Raw genomic sequence first — 18,555 nt, forward strand, 5'->3', positions numbered from 1 at the left:
TCCGCCCCAGCACCGCACCACCGCACCGCACCGCCGCCGGCCGTCGGCCCGCGACCAGGACGATCACGACAGGACGATCGTCACCTGGCCGTCGGGCCGGCGGCCGGCGTCGTCGTCCACGACGGACCACTCGCCGTCCTCGCGGGCCCATGCCCGTGCGCCGGCCCGCACCTCCTGCGCCCCGGAGACGGCGGCCGTCGCGACCGCCCAGTGGGCGACGGCCCAGGTGGCGAGCTCGCCGTCGAGCGGAACGGCGGCGGCGTCCACGACGACGGCGTTCACGTCTTCGTCGGACGTGTCGGCCCGCAGCGCGTCGGCGGGCAGCCCGAGGTCGCGCGCCGCCCGCTCGGCGAGCACCTCCCTGGCGGCGGCGCCGGACGGGGCGTCGTCCTCCTCGGTGGGCGGCAGGTCGCACGTGATCGCCCCGGGGGAGTGGCCGGTGAGCGCGGACGCCCAGGCCCGTGACCGGGTCTCGTGCTGCGCGTACGCCTCGGGGAACGCGGAGCGCTGCACCGCCTGGGCGGCGACGGTGACCTCCAGGTCCTCGTAGCCGTCGACCTCGACCAGGCCGTCGTAGAACCTCCCCGTCGAGTAGACCGGGTCCATGATCTCGTCGACGGTGCCCCACCCCTGCGAGGGGCGCTGCTGGAAGAGGCCCACCGAGTCGCGGTCGCCGTAGTCGATGTTGACCAGCCGGGACTCCTGGAGCGCCGTCGCGAGCCCGATCGTGGCCGCCCGGCCGGGCAGCCCGCGCTGCACGGACGTGCCCACGATCAGGGCGGCGTTGTCGGCCTGGACCGGCGTGAGGTACCACGACGTGCCGTCCAGCTCGGCCGCGCACCGCTGCACCGAGGGCGCGTCGACCCGGTTGAGGATCCACACGACGCCGGCGGTCGCGCCGGCGCCGACGACGAGGACCGCGGCGAGGGCCGCCCCGGTCGCCCGTCGCCGGCCCCTCCGCCGGCCCGGCCTCCCGGACACCTCAGTTGGCGTGCAGCGCGGCGTTGAGCTCGATGCCCACGCCGCCCCGCTCCAGGACCTCGACCGCGCCCGTGCGCGAGTTGCGGCGGAACAGGAGGTTGTCGCGGCCGGCGAGGTCGCGGGCCTTGACCACCAGCGGGTCGCCGTCGGCGCCCATCTCGCCGAGCACGGTGACCTTGGTGCCCGCGGTGAGGTAGAGGCCGGCCTCGACGACGCAGTCGTCGCCGAGCGGGATGCCGAGGCCGGCGTTCGCGCCGAGCAGCGACCGCTCGCCCACGCGGATGACCTCCTTGCCGCCGCCGGAGAGGGTGCCCATGATCGACGCGCCGCCGCCGACGTCGGACCCGTCGCCCACGACGACCCCGGCAGAGATGCGGCCCTCGACCATGGAGGCGCCGAGCGTGCCGGCGTTGAAGTTCACGAAGCCCTCGTGCATCACCGTGGTGCCCGCCGCGAGGTGTGCGCCGAGGCGCACGCGGTCGGCGTCGGCGACCCGCACGCCCGCGGGCACGACGTAGTCGACCATGCGGGGGAACTTGTCGATCCCGTACACCGTGACGGCGCGGCCCGTGTCGGCGCGCAGGCGCAGGCGGGTGGCCTCGAAGCCCTCGACGGCGCACGGGCCGTGCGACGTCCACACCACGTTGGTCAGGACGCCGAAGAGGCCGTCCAGGTTGAGGCCGTGGGGCTGGACCAGCCGGTGGGAGAGCAGGTGCAGGCGCAGGTACGCGTCCCGGGTGTCCTGCGGTGCGGCGTCGAGGTCGATCACGGTGCGCACGACGACGACGTCCACGCGCCGCGCGTCGTCCCGCTCGGTGAGGGCGTCGAGCTCGGCCGGGATGTCGACGTCGGTCTCCGGCGGCGCCCCCAGCACGGGCGCGGGGTACCAGACGTCGAGGGTCGTGCCGTCGTCGGCGACCGTGGCGAGACCGAGGCCCCAGGCGGGGCGGGAGGTGGCAGGCGTCGTCATGCGGACCAGCGTAGTCGGGGTGTCTGCCACGATGGTGCGCGTGACCACGGACCGCACAGCCCCTTCTCCCGACCCCCACCTGGACCTTCACGTCGCCTCCCGGCTCGACGCGCTGCTGGACACCCTGCTGGACCCGGCGACGGTGGCCTCGTCGGACCTCGTGGACCTGCTGGCCGCGATCTGCGACGTCCCGTCGGTCTCGGGGGACGAGGCCGCGCTCGCGGACGCCGTCGAGCGGGTGCTGCGCGCCCAGCCGCACCTCGACGTGCTGCGCGACGGCGACGCCCTGGTCGCCCGGACCCGCCTGGGCCGTCCGCGGCGCGTGGTGCTCGCCGGACACCTGGACACGGTGCCGCTGACCGACCCGCCGAACCTCCCGACGCGCCTCGAGACGGCGGCGGACGGCACCGTGGAGCTGTGGGGCCGCGGCACCGTGGACATGAAGGGCGGCGTGGCGATCATGCTCGCGCTCGCCGTCGAGCTGGGTCGGCCGGGCCGCGAGCCCGCCCACGACCTCACGTACGTCTTCTACGACCACGAGGAGGTCGAGGCGTCGCTCAGCGGGCTGGGCCGGCTGGTGCGCCACCATCCGGAGGCGCTCGCGGGGGACGTCGCGATCCTGGGCGAGTCGAGCAACAACGGCATCGAGGGCGGCTGCAACGGGACGCTCCGCGTCGAGGTCCGCACCCACGGGGTCGCCGCCCACTCGGCGCGCGCCTGGGCGGGCGTGAACGCGATCCACGCGGCGGCGCCGGTGCTCGACCGCCTGGCAGCCTACGAGGCGCGCGAGGTCGAGGTGGACGGGCTGGTGTACCGCGAGAGCCTGGGCGCCGTCGGCATCCGGGGCGGCATCGCGGGCAACGTGGTGCCGGACGCCTGCACCGTCACGGTGAACTACCGCTTCGCGCCGTCGCAGGGCGTGGCCGAGGCGGAGGCGCACGTGCGCGAGCTCTTCGAGGGCTTCGAGGTGGTCGTCACGGACGCCGCGCCCGGAGCCCGCCCCGGCCTGGACGACCCACTGGTGGCGGACTTCGCCGCGGCGGTGCGGGCCGCGACCGGCACCGCGCCGACGCCGAAGTACGGCTGGACCGACGTCGCGCGGTTCGCCGAGCTCGGCATCCCCGCCGTGAACTTCGGCCCGGGGGACCCGGTCCTGGCGCACAAGGACGACGAGCGCCTTCCCGTGGCCCGGCTCGCGGTGGGTCGTGACGCCCTGCGCGGCTGGCTCCTCGGCGCGCCCGCGGGTGGCGTGGATAGTCTCGAGGCATGACGCGAGCGACGACCTCCCCCACCGGCCACGGACCCGAGCGCGGCGACGACGGGGTGCCCGAGAAGGGCCGGGGCTACCGCAAGGGGCCGGTGCTCCTGCGGGGCAAGGAGATCCCGGCCCAGACCACCGACCAGCGGCTCCTCTCCGGCGGCGGCGACTCCGACTGGGTGCACTCCGACCCCTGGCGCGTGATGCGGATCCAGTCGGAGTTCGTCGAGGGCTTCGGCGCCCTCGCCGAGGTGGGGCCCGCCGTGTCGGTGTTCGGGTCCGCCCGGACGTCCCCCGACCACCCCGACCACGCCCTCGCCGTCGAGGTCGGGCGGCTGCTCGCCGAGGCCGGCTACGCGGTGATGACCGGCGGCGGCCCGGGGATCATGGCGGCGGCCAACGAGGGCGCGCACCACGCGGGCGGCACGTCCATCGGGCTCGGGATCGAGCTGCCCTTCGAGCAGGGCATGAACGAGCACGTGAACCTCGGCGTGAACTTCCGCTACTTCTTCGCCCGCAAGACGATGTTCGTCAAGTACGCCCAGGGCTTCATCGTGCTGCCGGGCGGCTTCGGCACCTTCGACGAGCTGTTCGAGGCCCTCACCCTCGTGCAGACCCACAAGGTGACCGAGTTCCCGATCGTCCTGGTCGGCTCCGACTACTGGGGCGGGCTGCTGGAGTGGTTGCGCACCGCCGTCGCGGACCGCGGCATGATCGGCCGCGCCGACCTCGACCTGCTGCACCTCACCGACTCGCCGTCCGAGGCGGTGCAGTACGTCATCGAGCGGGGGCGTGCCCTGGCGGCCTCGGAGCGCGAGGCGCTGGACGACCTCGTCGAGGACCAGGAGGCGGCGGGCGACGCGGCCGACGCCTCGTGACGGCCGCCGGCCCGTGCCCGTCCGGCGTGCCGGCGGCGGGGACGTCGCTGGTGCTGCGGGGGCGCGAGGTCGGCCGCGGCCCCGACGGGGTGCTGCGGCCCGTGGTGATGGCGATCGTCAACCGCACCACGGACTCCTTCTACGCCCCGGCCCGCCGGCCCGACGACGGCGCCGCGCTCGACGCGGCGCACCAGGCGTGGGCGGACGGCGCGCAGATCCTCGACGTCGGCGGGGTGCGTGCCGGCGTCGGGCCGGAGGTCGACGAGGCGGAGGAGATCGGCCGCGTGGCGCCGTTCGTCGCGCGGCTGCGCGAGGAGCTGCCCGACCTGCTCGTGTCGGTCGACACCTGGCGCTCCGGCGTCGCCCGCGAGGTCGTGGCGGCCGGGGCGGACCTCGTCAACGACACCTGGGCGGGCCACGACCCCGCGCTCGTCGAGGTGGCCGGCGAGGCGGGGGTCGGGGTCGTGTGCTCGCACACGGGCGGGGCGGTGCCGCGCACCGACCCGTACCGGGTCGAGTACCCGCCCGGCACCGGTGCCGGGCGGGGCGCGGACCCGCGCGACGGCGTCCTGGACGACGTCGTCGCGACGCTGCGCGCGGCCGCCGCGCGGGCGGTCGCCTGCGGCGTCCCGCCGCGGTCGGTGCTCGTGGACCCCACGCACGACTTCGGCAAGAACACCTGGCAGTCGCTGCACCTCCTGCGCCGCACCGCCGCGCTCGCGGGGCTCGGGTACCCGCTCCTCATGGCGCTGAGCCGCAAGGACTTCGTCGGGGAGACGCTGGGGCTGGCCCCGGACGAGCGGCTCGAGGGCACCCTCGCCGCCACCGCGCTCGCCGCCTGGGAGGGCGCCACCGTCTTCCGTGCCCACGACGTCGTCGCCACCCGGCGGGTGCTCGACCTGGTCGCGGTCGTCCGCGACGAGGCCCCGCCGCACGCGGCGGCGCGCGGCCTCGGCTGACGCGCCCTGACCTGGCAGGGTCTCGCCGGGTCTCGCCTGTCGACCTCTGACGTCCGGGGTGTGGAAGTCAGGGGTGGGTTCTGACCTAGAATGGTGGGGCGCGCCTCGTCTCGCCCCCGCCGACCGGCGGGCCGCGGGCAGGGGGCAGGCCGAGGAACCGGACAACGGAATGGAGAGCCACAGATGGCTGCGATGAAGCCGCGGACGGGCGACGGGCCGCTGGAGGTCACCAAGGAAGGACGCGGCATCGTCATGCGGGTCCCGCTCGAGGGTGGCGGCCGTCTGGTCGTGGAGCTGAACGCCACCGAGGCGACCGAGCTGGGTGAGGCACTCCAGGCTGTCGTCGCCTGACGGCGGAGGACGACGGACACGCGACGAGCGCGGGGCGGACGCCCCGCGCTCGTCGCGTCTCAGGACGACCGGCTCATCGCCGGACCGCGAGGAGCAGGCCGTCGCCGGACGGTGCCAGGGCGGACAGCACCCGGTCGTCGGAGCGCAGCGTGCGCCCGACGTCGCGCACCACCGTGGTCACCTCGTCGCGTCGCGCGGGGTCGGGCACGCGGCCCCCGTGCAGGGCGCCGTCGACGGCGAGGACCCCGCCGGGGCGCAGCAGCCGCAGGCCGGCCTCGACGTACTCGGGGTAGGAGTGCGGCTCCGCCCCGACGAGCACGAGGTCGTACGCGCCGTCCGTGAGCCGAGGCAGGACGTCGGCCGGCCGGCCGGGGATGGTCCGGGTGCGGGCCGGCGCGATCCCCGCCTCGGCGAAGGCCCGCTTCGCGGCCCGCTGGTGCTCGAGCTCGGCGTCGATGGTCGTGAGCACGCCGTCGGCGGGCATGCCGCGCAGGAGCCAGAGGGCGGCCACCCCGGTGCCCGTCCCGATCTCGACGGCAGCGCGCGCGCCGAGCGCCGCGGCCACGACCTGCAGCAGCGCCCCCGTGCCGGGGGAGACGGCGCCGCAGCCGAGCTCCGCCGCGCGCTCGCGGGCGCGCAGCAGCACCTCGTCCTCGGGGACGAAGGACTCGCTGTAGGCCCAGGCTGCGGTGCGACCGCTGCGGGCGTCGACGTCGGTGGTGATGGCGGTCCTCCACGGCGGGGTCGCCGGCGGGCGGCCGGCGCGGGTGATGCTGCCGTGATCGTACGCGGGAACGTCGCGGCGTGCCCGGACGTTGCCGTGGGACGATGGTGATGATGACGACCGACCCCGCTCCCGTGCAGGACGTGCCCGAGGCCCCCGCCGAGGCGGCCTTCCGCGCGCCCGAGGATGCCGCGCCCGAGACGGCATGGACGCCCCCGACGTGGGACGAGATCGTGCGCGAGCACTCGGCGCGCGTGTACCGGCTCGCCTACCGGCTCAGCGGCAACCGGCAGGACGCCGAGGACCTCACCCAGGAGACGTTCCTGCGCGTGTTCCGGTCGCTCTCCAGCTACACCCCGGGCACGTTCGAGGGGTGGCTGCACCGCATCACGACCAACCTGTTCCTCGACCAGGTGCGGCGCAAGAAGCGCATCCGCATGGAGGCGATGGGCGACGACGCCGCCCGCGTGGCGGCGCCCGAGGACCACGGGCGCCCCGAGCGCGGCTTCGAGCACGCCAACCTGGACCACGACGTGCAGGCCGCGCTCGACGCGCTGCGCCCCGAGTACCGCGCGGCGGTGGTCCTGTGCGACATCGAGGGGCTCAGCTACGAGGAGATCGCCGTCACGCTGGGCATCAAGCTCGGCACGGTCCGCTCCCGCATCCACCGTGCCCGTGCGCAGCTCCGGGACGCGCTGGAGCACCGGCGCGCGGAGGTGACCGCGCGGGACGCGAGCGGCGGGGCGGCGTCGTGACGGGGTACGCCGGGTCCGGGCACCTCGGGGCCTGGGTGAGCGACCTGGCCGACGGCCAGCTCGACGCCGCGGCGACGGAGCGGGCGCTCGCGCACGTGGCGGGCTGCCCTCGGTGCGCCACCGAGCTCGACGCGGCGCGGGCCGCGCACCGCGCGCTCGCGGCGGCTTGCGACGTCGCGCCCGACCCGGAGCTCACGAACCGCCTGCTCGCGCTGTCGGCCTCCATCCCGTCGACGAGCGGCGACCCGCTGCGCGACCGCGGCCGGTCCGCGGACTGGGAGCGGCCCCGGGCGTGGGAGCCGTCCCTGTCGGGCGACCTGGGCTCCCGCCGGCGGACCCGGAACCGGCGGCTGGTCGCCGCGGGGGCGGGCGGCGTCGGTGTGCTCGGCGTCGCGCTGTTCGTGCTGGGGCAGGCGCCCGTGGTGAGCCCGGACCCGTCGCGGGTGGCGGCGCTCACGCTGCTGGCGGACGCCGAGCCGGGCGGGCACGACGCCGCCGCCGGCCGCGCGGCCACCGCCGACGCCCTCGCCTGGCTGTCCGACCACGGCTGGTCCGCGCCCGCCGCGCTGCCCGACGGGTACGCCGTGACCGCGGTGCGCACGGACGGCTGCGCCGGCGCCGGCGGCACCGGCGGCACGGGCGCGGCCGTCGAGCTGGACCTGTCCGGGCCGGACGGGACCGCGGTCGCCTGCCTGCGACAGGGCCGGCTCGCGGACCTGGGCACGGCCGTCGCCGGGTCCGTCGACGGCTCCGCGGGCGGGCTCGCCGTCCGCGGCCACGACGTGCGGGTGCTCTCCGCCGACCCGTGGCACGTGGCCTGGCAGTCGGGGGACACCGTCGTCGACGTGGCGACCGACGTCGACGCGGAGGCGCTCGCCGAGCTGGTGGCGGCGTTCCCCGGCTCCGCCGAGGGCGACGACGCGGGCGTGCTGCGCGAGATCTCCCGCGGCTGGACCGTCATGACCGGTGCGATGACCGGAGCGGTGTCCGACGTGATGACCGGAGCGATGACAGGAGCCCTCTGGCGCCGATGACCGAACCGTCACGCCCTGCCGACGACCTGTTCGCGCCGCCCGAGCCGCCGGCGCGGGCGGCGGAGCCCGACCCGTACCTGCCGCCGCCGGCAGCCGCGCTGTTCCCCGCCACGGTGTCCGCGCCACCGGAGCCCCGGGCGGCACCGGGGGCGCCCGCGGACGCGCCGGCCGACGACGGCACGACTCCGCCGACCACGGCACCGCCCACCACGGCACCGCCCACCACGGCACCGCCCACCGCGGCGCCGCCCACCGCGACACCCCGCACGGCGAACCCGGCGCGCCGACGCCGTCCGGGGGCGGCGTCGGTCGTGGCGCTGGCCCTCGTCGCGGGCGTCGTCGGCGGCTTCGCCGGGGACCGCGTGTCGGACGCCGTGGACGGCGGGAGGCCCGCGGACGCGGCGCTGCCGACGTCGGGCGGGCAGGACGCCGACCGGGGCACGGCCGCCGGGGCGTCCGCCGGGGCGGACCGTCCGGACGGCTCGGTCGCGGCGCTCGCCGCGGACGTGCTGCCGAGCGTGGTCTCGATCCAGGTGCAGGGCGCGAACGGTGCGTCCAGCGGCTCGGGCTTCGTGCTGCGTGAGGACGGCTACATCCTCACGAACAACCACGTGGTCGCCCCCGCGGCAGCGTCGGGGGGCTCGGCGGTCGTGGTCTTCGCCGACGGCCGCAAGCGCGACGCCGAGGTGGTGGGCCGTACCGCGGACTACGACCTGGCCGTGGTGAAGGTCGACGCCGACGGCCTGGAGCCGTTGGTCCTCGGCGACTCCGACGCCGTGGTGGTCGGTGACCCGGTGCTCGCCGTCGGGGCCCCGCTCGGCCTGGACTCCACGGTGACGACCGGCATCGTCAGCGCCCTGCACCGGCCGGTGCAGGCGGGGGACGAGACCGGGGGAGGCGCCGCGACGGCGTTCATCGACGCGATCCAGACCGACGCCGCGATCAACCCGGGGAACTCCGGCGGCCCGCTGATCGATGCCGACGGCGAGGTGGTCGGGATCAACTCGGCCATCGCGCAGCCGCCGGGCGCGATCTCCGCCACCGGCAGCATCGGCCTGGGCTTCGCGATCCCCGCGTCGCAGGCGCGCCACACCGCCGAGCAGCTCATCGAGTCGGGGCACGCGACCTACCCCGTGATCGGGGCGCTGCTCGACACGACCTACACGGGCGAGGGGGTCCAGGTCTCCGCCGCGCCCCAGCAGGGCCAGCCGGCGGTCACCCCCGACGGCCCGGCGGACCGGGCCGGCATCCGCCCCGGCGACGTCATCCTGGAGATCGACGGCCGCCCCGTGACCGTGAGCGACGCCCTCATCGTGGCGATCCGCGCCCGCCAGCCCGGGGACGCGGTGACGCTCCGCGTGCGGACCGACGGCGAGGAGCGGGACGTGCGGGTGGTGCTCCAGGGGCGCGAGAGCGAATAGGCTGTCCGCGTGTTCGACATCAACGGCGGTGAGCTCCTCATCATCGTGGTGCTCGCCGTCCTGCTCATCGGGCCCGAGCGCCTTCCCGGGTATGCCGCCCAGCTGGCCTCGCTCGTGAAGCGCGGCAAGCGCCTGCTGCAGGACACCAAGGCGCGCGTGGACACCGAGCTGGGGCCGGAGTTCAAGGACGTCGACTGGTCCAAGCTCGACCCGCGCCAGTACGACCCGCGCCGCATCGTGCGCGACGCGCTGATGGACGACGACGACGGTCCGGCCCCCGCGCCCCGCGCGGCCGCCGCGGCGGGCGGCACCGCGACGGCTGCCGCCACCAGCGCTTCCGACGAGCGCCGCGCCGCGGTGCCCGCCCCGTTCGACGACGAGGCCACCTAGGCCCGTCCGGGAGCCCCCGCGCCAGCCCGTGGGGCCGGGGCGGACGGGTTTCCGAGCGGTCCCGTCGACCTGCCACAATGGACGCCATGCCCGACGTCGCCACCTCACCGTCCCTCCAGCGCGGAGCGTCCGCGCCGGGACTGCCCCGCATCTTCTCCGGCATGCAGCCGACCGACGGGTCGCTGCACCTCGGGAACTACCTGGGCGCGCTGGCCCAGTGGGTGGCGCTCCAGGACGACCACGAGGCGCTGTACTGCGTCGTCGACCTCCACGCCCTGACGGTGAACCCGGACCCGGCGGCGCTGCGCGAGCGCACCCGCCGCACCGCCGCCCAGTACCTGGCCGGCGGCATCGACCCGGAGCGCTCCATCCTCTTCGTCCAGTCGCACGTGGCGGAGCACGCCGAGCTGGCGTGGCTGCTCAGCTGCCAGACCGGCTTCGGCGAGGCCGGCCGCATGACGCAGTTCAAGGACAAGTCCGCCAAGCAGGGCTCCGAGGGCACCACCGTCGGCCTGTTCACCTACCCCGTGCTCATGGCCGCGGACATCCTGCTCTACGACACGGCGCTCGTCCCGGTCGGCGAGGACCAGCGTCAGCACCTCGAGCTGACGCGCGACCTCGCGGAGCGGCTGAACGCCCGCTTCGGCGAGGGCACGGCCGTCGTCCCCGAGGCGCACATCGTCAGGGCCGTGGCGAAGATCCAGGACCTCCAGGAGCCGACGGCGAAGATGAGCAAGTCCAACGCCGGCGGCAAGGGCGTCGTCTGGCTGCTCGAGGACCCCAAGAAGGCGGTCAAGGCGATCAAGTCGGCGGTGACCGACGCCGACGAGACGTACGGGGTGCGCTACGACCCCGCCGCCAAGCCGGGCATCTCCAACCTGCTCACGATCTTCTCGGCCGTCACCGGCCGGGGCGTCGACGAGATCGCCGCCGAGTACGACGGCCGCGGCTACGGCTACCTCAAGGTGGACCTGGCCGACGCCGTCGTCGCCTTCCTCGAGCCGTTCCAGTCGCGGGCGCAGACCTACCTCTCGGACCCGGCCCAGCTCGACAAGGTGCTCGCCGACGGCGCCGAGCGCGCGCGGGACATCGCGCGCCCCGTGCTCGACCGCGTCTACGACCGGTTCGGCCTGCTGCCCCGAGGCGCGCGGTGAACCTCCCCGACCGTGGCCCGGCCCAGGTGCGGATCGGCGTCGCCATCGCGGTGCCCGAGCCGTTCGGCTCGCAGCTTCAGGAGGCCCGTGCCGCGCTGGGCGACCCGCTGGCCCACGCCATCCCGCCGCACATCACGGTGATCGGCCCCACGGTCGTCGACGAGTCGGTGCTGGACGCGGTGGTCGAGCACCTCGAGAAGGTCGCCTCCGAGACCGCGCCGTTCCGGGTGCACCTGCGCGGGGCCGGCACGTTCCGCCCGATCTCGCCGGTGGTGTTCGTGTCCCTCGCCGAGGGCATCGCGGAGTGCGAGCAGCTCGAGACCGCCGCCCGCTCCGGCGTGCTGGCCCAGGACCTGCGGTTCAACTACCACCCGCACGTGACCGTGGCGCACGAGGTCTCCGAGGCCGACCTGGACCGCGCCTTCGTCGAGATGGCGGACTTCGACGGCGTCTTCGAGGTCGACCGGCTGTGGCAGTACGAGCACGGCGACGACGGCGTGTGGCGACCGCAACGCTCGTTCCGGCTCGCGGGGGAGCAGAGCGCTCCCTAGGGTCGCGTCTGTGAACGACCGACTCGAACAGGCCAAGAGCCGGTCCGTCGTCGCGTACCAGTGGTTCAAGAGCCTCCGGCCCGTGCGGTCGTGGTACTGGTACGTCGACCGCCGCGGCGCCCTCCTGTGCGGCGGCATCGCCTACACCGCGATCTTCTCGCTCTTCGCCGCCCTGACGATCGGCTTCACCGTGTTCTCGCGGGTGCTGACGGGGCGGCAGGAGCTGCAGGAGGAGGTCTTCGAGCAGATCAACGACTGGCTCCCGGGCCTCATCAAGACCGACGCCAACCCGGACGGCGTTCTCGCGCCCAGTCAGCTGGTGCTGAGCTCCGCGCTGACGTGGACCAGCGTGATCGCCGCCGTCGTCTTCCTCTGGACCGCGATCGGCTTCATGCGGGCGCTGCGCATCTCCGTGCGGTCGATGTTCGACCAGCCCGTCGTGGGCGTCAGCCCGGTGCTGTCGAAGATCTGGGAGCTGCTCGGCTTCGTCATCCTCGGCGCGATGATCGTGGCCTCGGCCGCCGCGAGCATCCTCGCGCAGACCTTCAGCCGCCAGGTGCAGGACTGGTTCGGCAGCTCGTTCCTGGTCGCCCAGCTCACCGCGCTCGGCACCGCCGCGGTGGGCGTCGCGCTCGACGCGCTGCTCGTCTACCTCATCGTCCGCGTCGTGGCCCGGGTCCGGCCCCGGCGTCGCCGAGACTTCGTCCTCGGGTGCCTCGCGGCCGGCGTCGTCGCCGGGGTGCTGCGCTGGCTCGGCACGTCCGTCGTGGCGGCGGGCGCGGAGCGCAACGCGCTGCTCGCGGCGTTCGCCGGACTTGTGACGGTGCTGGTGCTGGTGAACTTCGTCGCCCGGGTGCTGCTGCTGATGTGCGCGTGGATCTACGACCCGCCCCGGTTGGACGAGATCGCCCACGCGGAGGCGGAGGTCGCCGCGATGCGCGACGCGGCGGAGATCGAGCGGGTGGTGCGCCGCGGCCAGGGCTCCGGAAAGCCGTGGAGCCCCGTCGTCCGTGGGGTACGACGGGGCTCCTGGGCGCTGCGGGAGTCGAGCGTCCGCGGGGTGCGCCAGCGGGGCAGAGCGGCGGTCAGAACGCGCGCGTGATCATCGCGCGCTTGACCTCCTGGATCGCCTTGGTGACCTCGATGCCGCGCGGGCAGGCCTCGGTGCAGTTGAAGGTCGTGCGGCAGCGCCACACGCCCTCCTTGTCGTTGAGGATCTCCAGGCGCTGCGTGGCGCCCTCGTCACGGCTGTCGAAGATGAACCGGTGCGCGTTGACGATCGCGGCCGGGCCGAAGTACTGGCCGTCGGTCCAGAACACGGGGCACGACGACGTGCACGCGGCGCACAGGATGCACTTGGTGGTGTCGTCGAACCGCTCGCGGTCCTCGGCGGACTGCAGGCGCTCGCGCGTCGGCTCGTTCCCCGAGGTGATGAGGAACGGCATGATCTCGCGGTAGGAGGCGAAGAACGGCTCCATGTCGACCACGAGGTCCTTGACCACGGGCAGGCCCTTGATGGGCTCGACCGTGATCGGCTTGTCCGGGTTGACGTCCTTGAGGAGCGTCTTGCAGGCGAGCCGGTTGCGGCCGTTGATACGCATCGCGTCGGAGCCGCAGACCCCGTGGGCGCACGAGCGGCGGAAGGTCAGCGACCCGTCCTGCTCCCACTTGATCATGTGCAGCGCGTCGAGGACGCGGTCGGTGCCGTGCACCTGGACCGTGAAGTCGTCCCAGGTCGACTCCTCGCCGTGCTCCGACTCGGGGTTGTACCGCCGGATGCGGAGCGTGACCTCGAAACTGGGGATGGCACCGGCCTTCGGCTCGGAGGCCGGGGCCGCAGGGTTCTCGAGAACAGCAGTCATCAGTACTTCCGCTCCATGGGCTCGTACCGGGTCTGGATGACGGGCTTGGACCCCAGGACGACCTTGTAGTCCCCGAAGTCCTCGACGTGGTCGAAGTAGCCCGGGACGTGGCCGTCGCCGGCGTCGGGGGCCGACGTCGGACGGCGGTACGCCATCGTGTGCAGCATGTAGTTCGCGTCGTCGCGGTCCGGGAAGTCCTCCCGGTAGTGCCCGCCGCGCGACTCCTTGCGGTTGAGGGCGGCGACGACGGTCACCTCGGCGATGTCCAGCAGGAAGCCGAGCTCGATCGCCTCGAGCAGGTCCGTGTTGAACAGCTTGCCCTTGTCCTGGACGGAGACGTTCCGGTACCGCTTCTGCAGCTCCCGGATCTCGGCCAGCGCCTCGTTGAGGGAGTCGCCGGTGCGGAACACCTGGGCGTTGGCGTCCATGGTCTCCTGGAGCGCCTTGCGGACGTCCGCGACGCGCTCGCCGTCGGGACGGTCGCGCATCTCGGCGAGCTGGGCCTCGACCCGGGCGGTCGGGTTCTCCGGGAGCTCCCGGTGCGGCCCCGCCGTCTTCGCGTACGCGGCGGCCGAACGGCCGGCCCGCTTGCCGAAGACGTTGATGTCGAGCAGCGAGTTGGTGCCGAGGCGGTTGGAGCCGTGCACGGACACGCACGCGACCTCCCCGGCCGCGTACAGACCCTTGACGACGTTGTGGCTGTCGCGCAGCACCTCGCCCAGGATGTTCGTCGGCACGCCGCCCATCGCGTAGTGCGCCGTCGGGTAGACCGGCACGGGCTCGGTGTAGGGCTCGATGCCGAGGTAGGTGCGGGCGAACTCGGTGATGTCGGGGAGCTTCGCGTCGATGTGCGCGGGCTCCAGGTGCGTGAGGTCGAGCAGCACGTAGTCCTTGTTCGGGCCGGCGCCGCGGCCCTCGCGCACCTCGTTGGCCATCGAGCGGGCGACGATGTCGCGCGGCGCGAGGTCCTTGATGGTGGGGGCGTAGCGCTCCATGAAGCGCTCGCCGTCCGAGTTGCGCAGGATGCCGCCCTCGCCGCGCGCCGCCTCCGACAGGAGGATGCCGAGGCCCGCGAGGCCCGTCGGGTGGAACTGGAAGAACTCCATGTCCTCCAGCGGCAGGCCGCGGCGGTACGCCAGCGCCATGCCGTCACCCGTGAGGGTGTGCGCGTTCGACGTCGTCTTGAAGATCTTGCCCGCGCCGCCGGTGGCGAAGATGATCGCCTTCGCCTGGAACACGTGGATCTCGCCGCTCGCCAGGTCGTAGGCGACGACGCCGGTCGCGTTGACCTCGGCCCCGTCCTCGATCTGCTCGGTGGTGAGGTCGTGGTCCGTGAGCAGGTCCAGCACGTAGAACTCGTTGTAGAACTCGACGTTCTGCTTCACGCAGTTCTGGTAGAGCGTCTGCAGGATCATGTGGCCGGTGCGGTCCGCGGCGTAGCAGGCGCGGCGCACGGCGGCCTGGCCGTGCTCGCGGGTGTGGCCGCCGAACCGGCGCTGGTCGATGCGGCCCTCGGGCGTGCGGTTGAACGGCAGGCCCATCTTCTCCAGGTCGAGGACCGAGTCGATGGCCTCCTTCGCGAGGATCTCCGCCGCGTCCTGGTCGACCAGGTAGTCACCGCCCTTGACGGTGTCGAACGTGTGCCACTCCCAGTTGTCCTCCTCGACGTTCGCGAGGGCCGCCGCCATGCCGCCCTGGGCGGCACCGGTGTGGGAGCGGGTGGGGTAGAGCTTCGAGATCACCGCGGTGCGGGCCTCGCCGGAGGCCTCGAGCGCCGCGCGCATGCCGGCGCCGCCTGCGCCGACGATGACGACGTCGTACTGATGTGTCTGCATCGGGGGGTGCCTGTCCTTAGTTCGAGAAGCAGATCGACGGCAGGAGCTCGGCCGGGGCGCCCGGCGGGCAGGGGTTGAACGTGAAGATCACGAGGGTGCCGAGCACGACCACGATCGCGAACGCCAGGAACAGCAGCGCCTTGAGCACGCCGCGCGTGGAGTCCTTCTGCGCGTAGTCGTTGATGACCGTGCGCACGCCGTTGGTCCCGTGGATCATCGCGAGCCACAGCATCAGCAGGTCCCAGACCTGCCAGAAGGGGCTGGACCACTTGCCGCCGACGAAGGCGAAGTCGATCGCGTGCACGCCCTCGCCCACCATGAGGTTGACGAAGAGGTGGCCGAAGATCAGGACGATCAGCACCACGCCGGACGCGCGCATGAACACCCAGCTGTACAGCTCGTAGTTGCCGCGGGTGGTCTTGCGGCGGGCGTAGGGGGACCGCGGGGCCGCGAGCGCGGACGGGGTCTGGGTCGAGGCCATCAGTGCCCACCTCCGAAGACGTTCATCAGGTGCCGCGGCAGGAAGCCGGCCATGGTCACGACGAACAGGCCGACGACGACCCAGAGCATCGTCCTCTGGTACTTCGGGCCCTTGGCCCAGAAGTCGACGAGGATCACGCGGACGCCGTTGAACGCGTGGAAGACGATCGCGGCGACGAGGCCGGCCTCCCCGAGTCCCATGATCGGCGTCTGGTACGTCCCGATGACGGCGTTGTAGGCCTCGGGCGACACCCGGACGAGAGCCGTGTCCAGGATGTGCACGAGGAGGAAGAAGAAGATGAGCACGCCGGTCACGCGATGCGCGACCCAGGACCACATGCCTTCACGGCCGCGGTAGAGCGTGCCAGCAGGTGCTTTAGGCACGGGGGGAGCCTCCGTTGGCGGATTCTGTGTGGATTCCGTTCACGGTCACTGTAGTGACATCCGGTCGGCTCATGGCACACGAGGTCCGGCAAACCGGGACGGGCCGGGGTGTTTCGTGACCTATTCCACAGGGTTGACGTCGCCGACGGCCCGCCCGTCAGCACGCTTATGCTGCGGGGATGAGCACCGCGGCGCCCCCCTCCGTCCCCCCGGTCCCCGGGTTCTACGCCGTGGTCCCCGCCGGGGGCGCCGGCACCCGGTTGTGGCCGCTGTCCCGCGCCGGCGCGCCCAAGTTCCTGCACGACCTCACGGGCGCGGGCCGCACCCTGCTGCAGGGCACGGTCGACCGGCTGCGGCCGCTGGCCGGCGGCGGGGTCGTGCTCGTCACCGGCGAACCGCACGTCGCGGCCGCGCGCGAGCAGCTGCCCGAGCTGGCCGAGGACGCCGTGCTCGCCGAGCCGTCGCCGCGCGACTCGATGGCGGCTATCGGGCTGGCCGCCGCCGTGCTCGAGCACCGGCACGGGGACGTCGTCGTGGGCTCCTTCGCCGCCGACCAGGTGGTGTCCGGCGCGGCGTCGTTCGACGCCGCGGTGCGGGAGGCGGTCGCGGCCGCGCGCGCCGGCTACGTCGCGACGATCGGCATCGCCGCCTCGCGCCCGTCGGTGGCCTTCGGCTACGTGCGCAGCGGCGACCCGCTGGGCGTCGAGGGTGCGCCGAGCGCGCTGCACGTGCGCGGCTTCACGGAGAAGCCCGACGCCGCGACGGCCCGCGAGTACGTCGCGTCGGGCGAGTACCGCTGGAACGCCGGCATCTTCGTGGCCCGCAGCTCCGTGCTCCTGGGGCACCTCGCGACGCACCGCCCCGCCCTGCACGACGGGCTGCGGGAGATCGCGGCCGCGTGGGACACGCCCGACCGTGCGGCCGTGGTCGCCCGCGTGTGGCCCGGCCTGGAGAAGATCGCGATCGACCATGCCGTCGCGGAGCCCGTCGCCGCCGAGGGCGGCGTCGCCGTCGTGCCCGGCACGTTCGGGTGGGACGACGTCGGCGACTTCAACTCGCTCGCCGCGCTCCTCCCGTCGGACGACGACGGCGGCTCCAAGGTGCTGGGCGACCCGGCCGACGTCGTGCGGGTGCAGTCGGCCGGCTCGGTCGTCGTGCCCGGCGGCGACCGGGTGGTCGCGCTGCTCGGCATCGACGACGTCGTCGTGGTCGACACGCCCGACGCGCTCCTGGTCACCACCCGCGCCCGTGCGCAGCAGGTCAAGGACATGGTCGACGCGATGCGCGCCCACGGCCGCGAGGACGTGCTGTGAGCGCCCGCGAGGCCGTCGTCGGGGCGCGGCTGGACGAGATCGTCGCGGGCCTCGAGGCCGAGCTGGTCGAGATCCGCCGCGACGTGCACGCGCACCCCGAGCTGGGCCGGCAGGAGGTCCGCACCACCGCGCTCGTGGCCGAGCGGCTGCGCGCCGCCGGCCTCGAACCCCGGCTGCTCGAGGGCACCGGCCTGGTCTGCGACGTCGGCCCCGACCGGTCGCCCGACGGCCTGGGCCGCGTGGCCCTGCGCGCGGACATCGACGCGCTGCCCCTCGACGACTCGTGCGGCCTGCCGTTCCGCTCGGTGGTGCCGGGCGTGGCGCACGCCTGCGGGCACGACGTGCACACCACCGTGGTGCTCGGCGCGGGCCTGGCCCTCGCCGCGCTGCACGACGAGGGCCTGCTCGACCGCGGCGCGCGGCTGATCTTCCAGCCCGCCGAGGAGGTGATGCCCGGCGGCGCGCTCGACGTCATCGCGCAGGGCGTGCTCGACGGAGTGGACCGCATCGCCGCGGTGCACTGCGAGCCCAAGCTGGACGTGGGGCAGATCGGCACCCGCATCGGCCCGATCACCTCCGCGTCGGACACGGTCACGGTGACCCTGTCGTCGTCGGGCGGGCACACCTCGCGGCCGCACCTGACCGGCGACGTGGTGTACGCCCTGGGGCAGGTCATCACGCAGGTGCCCGCGGTGCTCGGCCGCCGGCTCGACCCGCGCTCGGGCGTCAACCTCACCTGGGGCGCGGTGCACGCGGGCAACGCCCACAACGCGATCCCCGCCACGGGCACCGTCGGCGGCACGCTGCGCTGCCTCGACGTGCGGGCGTGGGAGCGTGCCGGGCAGGTGCTGCACGACGCGGTGGAGCAGGTCGTCGCGCCGTACGAGGTGGACGTCACCGTGCGGCACTCGCGCGGCGTCCCGCCGGTGGACAACGACGCCGCCGTGAACGGCGCGCTCGAGGCGGCGGGGACCGCCGTGCTCGGTCCCGAGGGTGTCGTGCTCACCGAGCAGTCGCTCGGCGGCGAGGACTTCGCCTGGTACCTCACCAAGGTGCCGGGCGCGATGGCCCGCCTCGGCACCGGGACCCCGGGGGAGCGACGCTACGACATCCACCAGGGGGACCTCGTCGTGGACGAGGGGTCGATCGCCGTCGGTGCCCGGTTGCTGGGACGTTTCGCGCTCCAACCGTGAGACGCCGGAAAGTGTCCGGCGTGTTGCCGTGGTCGGCCGTCGATACCGCTTCGGTAACGACT

Annotated in this window: 20 protein-coding genes; 13 read left to right on the plus strand and 7 right to left on the minus strand. The window is 74.2% G+C overall.

Features of this window, described 5'->3' with window-relative positions:
- Positions 1 to 63: 63 nt before the first annotated feature.
- The gene (locus ACFVS0_RS06130; protein ID WP_430549666.1) at positions 64 to 981 is read right to left on the minus strand and encodes a hypothetical protein; all 918 of its coding nucleotides are present in this window, start codon (positions 979 to 981) and stop codon (positions 64 to 66) included.
- A 1-nt stretch (position 982) separates the two neighbouring features.
- A complete protein-coding gene (dapD, locus tag ACFVS0_RS06135; protein ID WP_430549667.1) occupies positions 983 to 1,951 on the minus strand; it encodes a 2,3,4,5-tetrahydropyridine-2,6-dicarboxylate N-succinyltransferase in 969 nt (322 codons plus the stop codon).
- Positions 1,952 to 1,982: 31 nt separating this feature from the next.
- Between dapD and dapE the strand changes: the two genes are divergently transcribed.
- From dapE to ACFVS0_RS06155, 4 genes are all read left to right on the plus strand, one after another.
- On the plus strand, positions 1,983 to 3,221 hold the full coding sequence (gene dapE / locus ACFVS0_RS06140; protein ID WP_430565028.1) for a succinyl-diaminopimelate desuccinylase: 1,239 nt from the start codon (positions 1,983 to 1,985) through the stop codon (positions 3,219 to 3,221).
- Entirely contained in the window at positions 3,218 to 4,087 is an 870-nt protein-coding gene (locus ACFVS0_RS06145; RefSeq protein ID WP_430549668.1) for a TIGR00730 family Rossman fold protein, read from the plus strand. Before dapE ends, ACFVS0_RS06145 begins: the two co-directional genes overlap by 4 nt.
- Entirely contained in the window at positions 4,084 to 5,046 is a 963-nt protein-coding gene (gene folP, locus ACFVS0_RS06150; RefSeq protein ID WP_430565027.1) for a dihydropteroate synthase, read from the plus strand. Before ACFVS0_RS06145 ends, folP begins: the two co-directional genes overlap by 4 nt.
- 183 nt (positions 5,047 to 5,229) lie before the next feature.
- Positions 5,230 to 5,397, plus strand: a complete 168-nt coding sequence (locus ACFVS0_RS06155) for a DUF3117 domain-containing protein (protein WP_111249454.1) — start codon at positions 5,230 to 5,232, stop codon at positions 5,395 to 5,397.
- Positions 5,398 to 5,470: 73 nt separating this feature from the next.
- Here the strand turns inward: ACFVS0_RS06155 and ACFVS0_RS06160 are convergent, their stop codons facing one another.
- Positions 5,471 to 6,043 (minus strand): O-methyltransferase, encoded by a 573-nt coding sequence (locus ACFVS0_RS06160; protein WP_430549670.1) that lies wholly within the window; start codon positions 6,041 to 6,043, stop codon positions 5,471 to 5,473.
- Positions 6,044 to 6,234: 191 nt separating this feature from the next.
- Here ACFVS0_RS06160 and sigE point away from each other — a divergent pair, with 191 nt between their 5' ends.
- From sigE to ACFVS0_RS06195, 7 genes are all read left to right on the plus strand, one after another.
- Complete coding sequence (gene sigE / locus ACFVS0_RS06165) at positions 6,235 to 6,876, plus strand: RNA polymerase sigma factor SigE (protein WP_430549671.1); 642 nt, start codon at positions 6,235 to 6,237, stop codon at positions 6,874 to 6,876.
- Entirely contained in the window at positions 6,873 to 7,910 is a 1,038-nt protein-coding gene (locus tag ACFVS0_RS06170; RefSeq protein WP_430587458.1) for a zf-HC2 domain-containing protein, read from the plus strand. Before sigE ends, ACFVS0_RS06170 begins: the two co-directional genes overlap by 4 nt.
- Positions 7,907 to 9,331 carry a S1C family serine protease gene (locus ACFVS0_RS06175; protein ID WP_430587459.1) on the plus strand — a complete coding sequence of 475 codons (1,425 nt, stop codon included), beginning with the start codon at positions 7,907 to 7,909 and terminating at the stop codon, positions 9,329 to 9,331. The genes ACFVS0_RS06170 and ACFVS0_RS06175 overlap by 4 nt, the downstream gene beginning before the upstream one ends.
- Before the next feature lie 9 nt (positions 9,332 to 9,340).
- Positions 9,341 to 9,721: a Sec-independent protein translocase TatB gene (locus ACFVS0_RS06180; RefSeq protein ID WP_430549674.1), complete on the plus strand. Its 381-nt coding sequence runs from the start codon at positions 9,341 to 9,343 to the stop codon at positions 9,719 to 9,721.
- An 86-nt stretch (positions 9,722 to 9,807) separates the two neighbouring features.
- Positions 9,808 to 10,875, plus strand: a complete 1,068-nt coding sequence (gene trpS / locus ACFVS0_RS06185) for a tryptophan--tRNA ligase (protein ID WP_430587460.1) — start codon at positions 9,808 to 9,810, stop codon at positions 10,873 to 10,875.
- A complete protein-coding gene (locus ACFVS0_RS06190) occupies positions 10,872 to 11,426 on the plus strand; it encodes a 2'-5' RNA ligase family protein (protein ID WP_430549676.1) in 555 nt (184 codons plus the stop codon). Before trpS ends, ACFVS0_RS06190 begins: the two co-directional genes overlap by 4 nt.
- A gap of 10 nt (positions 11,427 to 11,436) precedes the next feature.
- Positions 11,437 to 12,528: a YihY/virulence factor BrkB family protein gene (locus ACFVS0_RS06195; protein ID WP_430549677.1), complete on the plus strand. Its 1,092-nt coding sequence runs from the start codon at positions 11,437 to 11,439 to the stop codon at positions 12,526 to 12,528.
- On the opposite strand, the gene ACFVS0_RS06200 is transcribed toward ACFVS0_RS06195, so the two are convergent.
- Genes ACFVS0_RS06200 through sdhC form a run of 4 tightly spaced genes read right to left on the minus strand, consistent with a single transcriptional unit; the run spans position 12,512 to position 15,987 of the window.
- Positions 12,512 to 13,288 carry a succinate dehydrogenase iron-sulfur subunit gene (locus ACFVS0_RS06200; protein ID WP_430549678.1) on the minus strand — a complete coding sequence of 259 codons (777 nt, stop codon included), beginning with the start codon at positions 13,286 to 13,288 and terminating at the stop codon, positions 12,512 to 12,514. The two genes, ACFVS0_RS06195 and ACFVS0_RS06200, sit on opposite strands and share 17 nt — an antisense overlap.
- Complete coding sequence (gene sdhA / locus ACFVS0_RS06205) at positions 13,288 to 15,123, minus strand: succinate dehydrogenase flavoprotein subunit (RefSeq protein ID WP_430581251.1); 1,836 nt, start codon at positions 15,121 to 15,123, stop codon at positions 13,288 to 13,290. Before sdhA ends, ACFVS0_RS06200 begins: the two co-directional genes overlap by 1 nt.
- 16 nt (positions 15,124 to 15,139) lie before the next feature.
- Entirely contained in the window at positions 15,140 to 15,604 is a 465-nt protein-coding gene (locus tag ACFVS0_RS06210; RefSeq protein WP_430549680.1) for a succinate dehydrogenase hydrophobic membrane anchor subunit, read from the minus strand.
- Positions 15,604 to 15,987: a succinate dehydrogenase, cytochrome b556 subunit gene (gene sdhC, locus ACFVS0_RS06215; RefSeq protein ID WP_430549681.1), complete on the minus strand. Its 384-nt coding sequence runs from the start codon at positions 15,985 to 15,987 to the stop codon at positions 15,604 to 15,606. The genes ACFVS0_RS06210 and sdhC overlap by 1 nt, the downstream gene beginning before the upstream one ends.
- 179 nt (positions 15,988 to 16,166) lie before the next feature.
- Here sdhC and ACFVS0_RS06220 point away from each other — a divergent pair, with 179 nt between their 5' ends.
- Together ACFVS0_RS06220 and ACFVS0_RS06225 are read left to right on the plus strand one after the other, a co-directional pair.
- Complete coding sequence (locus ACFVS0_RS06220; protein ID WP_430549682.1) at positions 16,167 to 17,300, plus strand: mannose-1-phosphate guanylyltransferase; 1,134 nt, start codon at positions 16,167 to 16,169, stop codon at positions 17,298 to 17,300.
- Positions 17,297 to 18,493, plus strand: a complete 1,197-nt coding sequence (locus tag ACFVS0_RS06225) for an amidohydrolase (protein ID WP_430587461.1) — start codon at positions 17,297 to 17,299, stop codon at positions 18,491 to 18,493. The genes ACFVS0_RS06220 and ACFVS0_RS06225 overlap by 4 nt, the downstream gene beginning before the upstream one ends.
- The last annotated feature ends 62 nt before the right edge of the window (positions 18,494 to 18,555 follow it).

It is taken from the genome of Isoptericola sp. NPDC058082 (assembly GCF_042885055.1).
Taxonomy (GTDB): domain Bacteria; phylum Actinomycetota; class Actinomycetes; order Actinomycetales; family Cellulomonadaceae; genus Isoptericola.

What these genes read in the sequence shown, in the direction of transcription:
- sdhA (WP_430581251.1), bottom strand. Translation starts at nt 15,123, where the DNA reads ATGCAGACACATCAGTACGACGTCGTCATCGTCGGCGCAGGCGGCGCC.
- ACFVS0_RS06175 (WP_430587459.1), top strand. Translation starts at nt 7,907, where the DNA reads ATGACCGAACCGTCACGCCCTGCCGACGACCTGTTCGCGCCGCCCGAG.
- ACFVS0_RS06145 (WP_430549668.1), top strand. Translation starts at nt 3,218, where the DNA reads ATGACGCGAGCGACGACCTCCCCCACCGGCCACGGACCCGAGCGCGGC.
- dapE (WP_430565028.1), top strand. Translation starts at nt 1,983, where the DNA reads ATGGTGCGCGTGACCACGGACCGCACAGCCCCTTCTCCCGACCCCCAC.
- ACFVS0_RS06220 (WP_430549682.1), top strand. Translation starts at nt 16,167, where the DNA reads ATGAGCACCGCGGCGCCCCCCTCCGTCCCCCCGGTCCCCGGGTTCTAC.
- sigE (WP_430549671.1), top strand. Translation starts at nt 6,235, where the DNA reads ATGACGACCGACCCCGCTCCCGTGCAGGACGTGCCCGAGGCCCCCGCC.
- ACFVS0_RS06155 (WP_111249454.1), top strand. Translation starts at nt 5,230, where the DNA reads ATGGCTGCGATGAAGCCGCGGACGGGCGACGGGCCGCTGGAGGTCACC.
- trpS (WP_430587460.1), top strand. Translation starts at nt 9,808, where the DNA reads ATGCCCGACGTCGCCACCTCACCGTCCCTCCAGCGCGGAGCGTCCGCG.
- ACFVS0_RS06200 (WP_430549678.1), bottom strand. Translation starts at nt 13,288, where the DNA reads ATGACTGCTGTTCTCGAGAACCCTGCGGCCCCGGCCTCCGAGCCGAAG.
- dapD (WP_430549667.1), bottom strand. Translation starts at nt 1,951, where the DNA reads ATGACGACGCCTGCCACCTCCCGCCCCGCCTGGGGCCTCGGTCTCGCC.
- ACFVS0_RS06210 (WP_430549680.1), bottom strand. Translation starts at nt 15,604, where the DNA reads ATGGCCTCGACCCAGACCCCGTCCGCGCTCGCGGCCCCGCGGTCCCCC.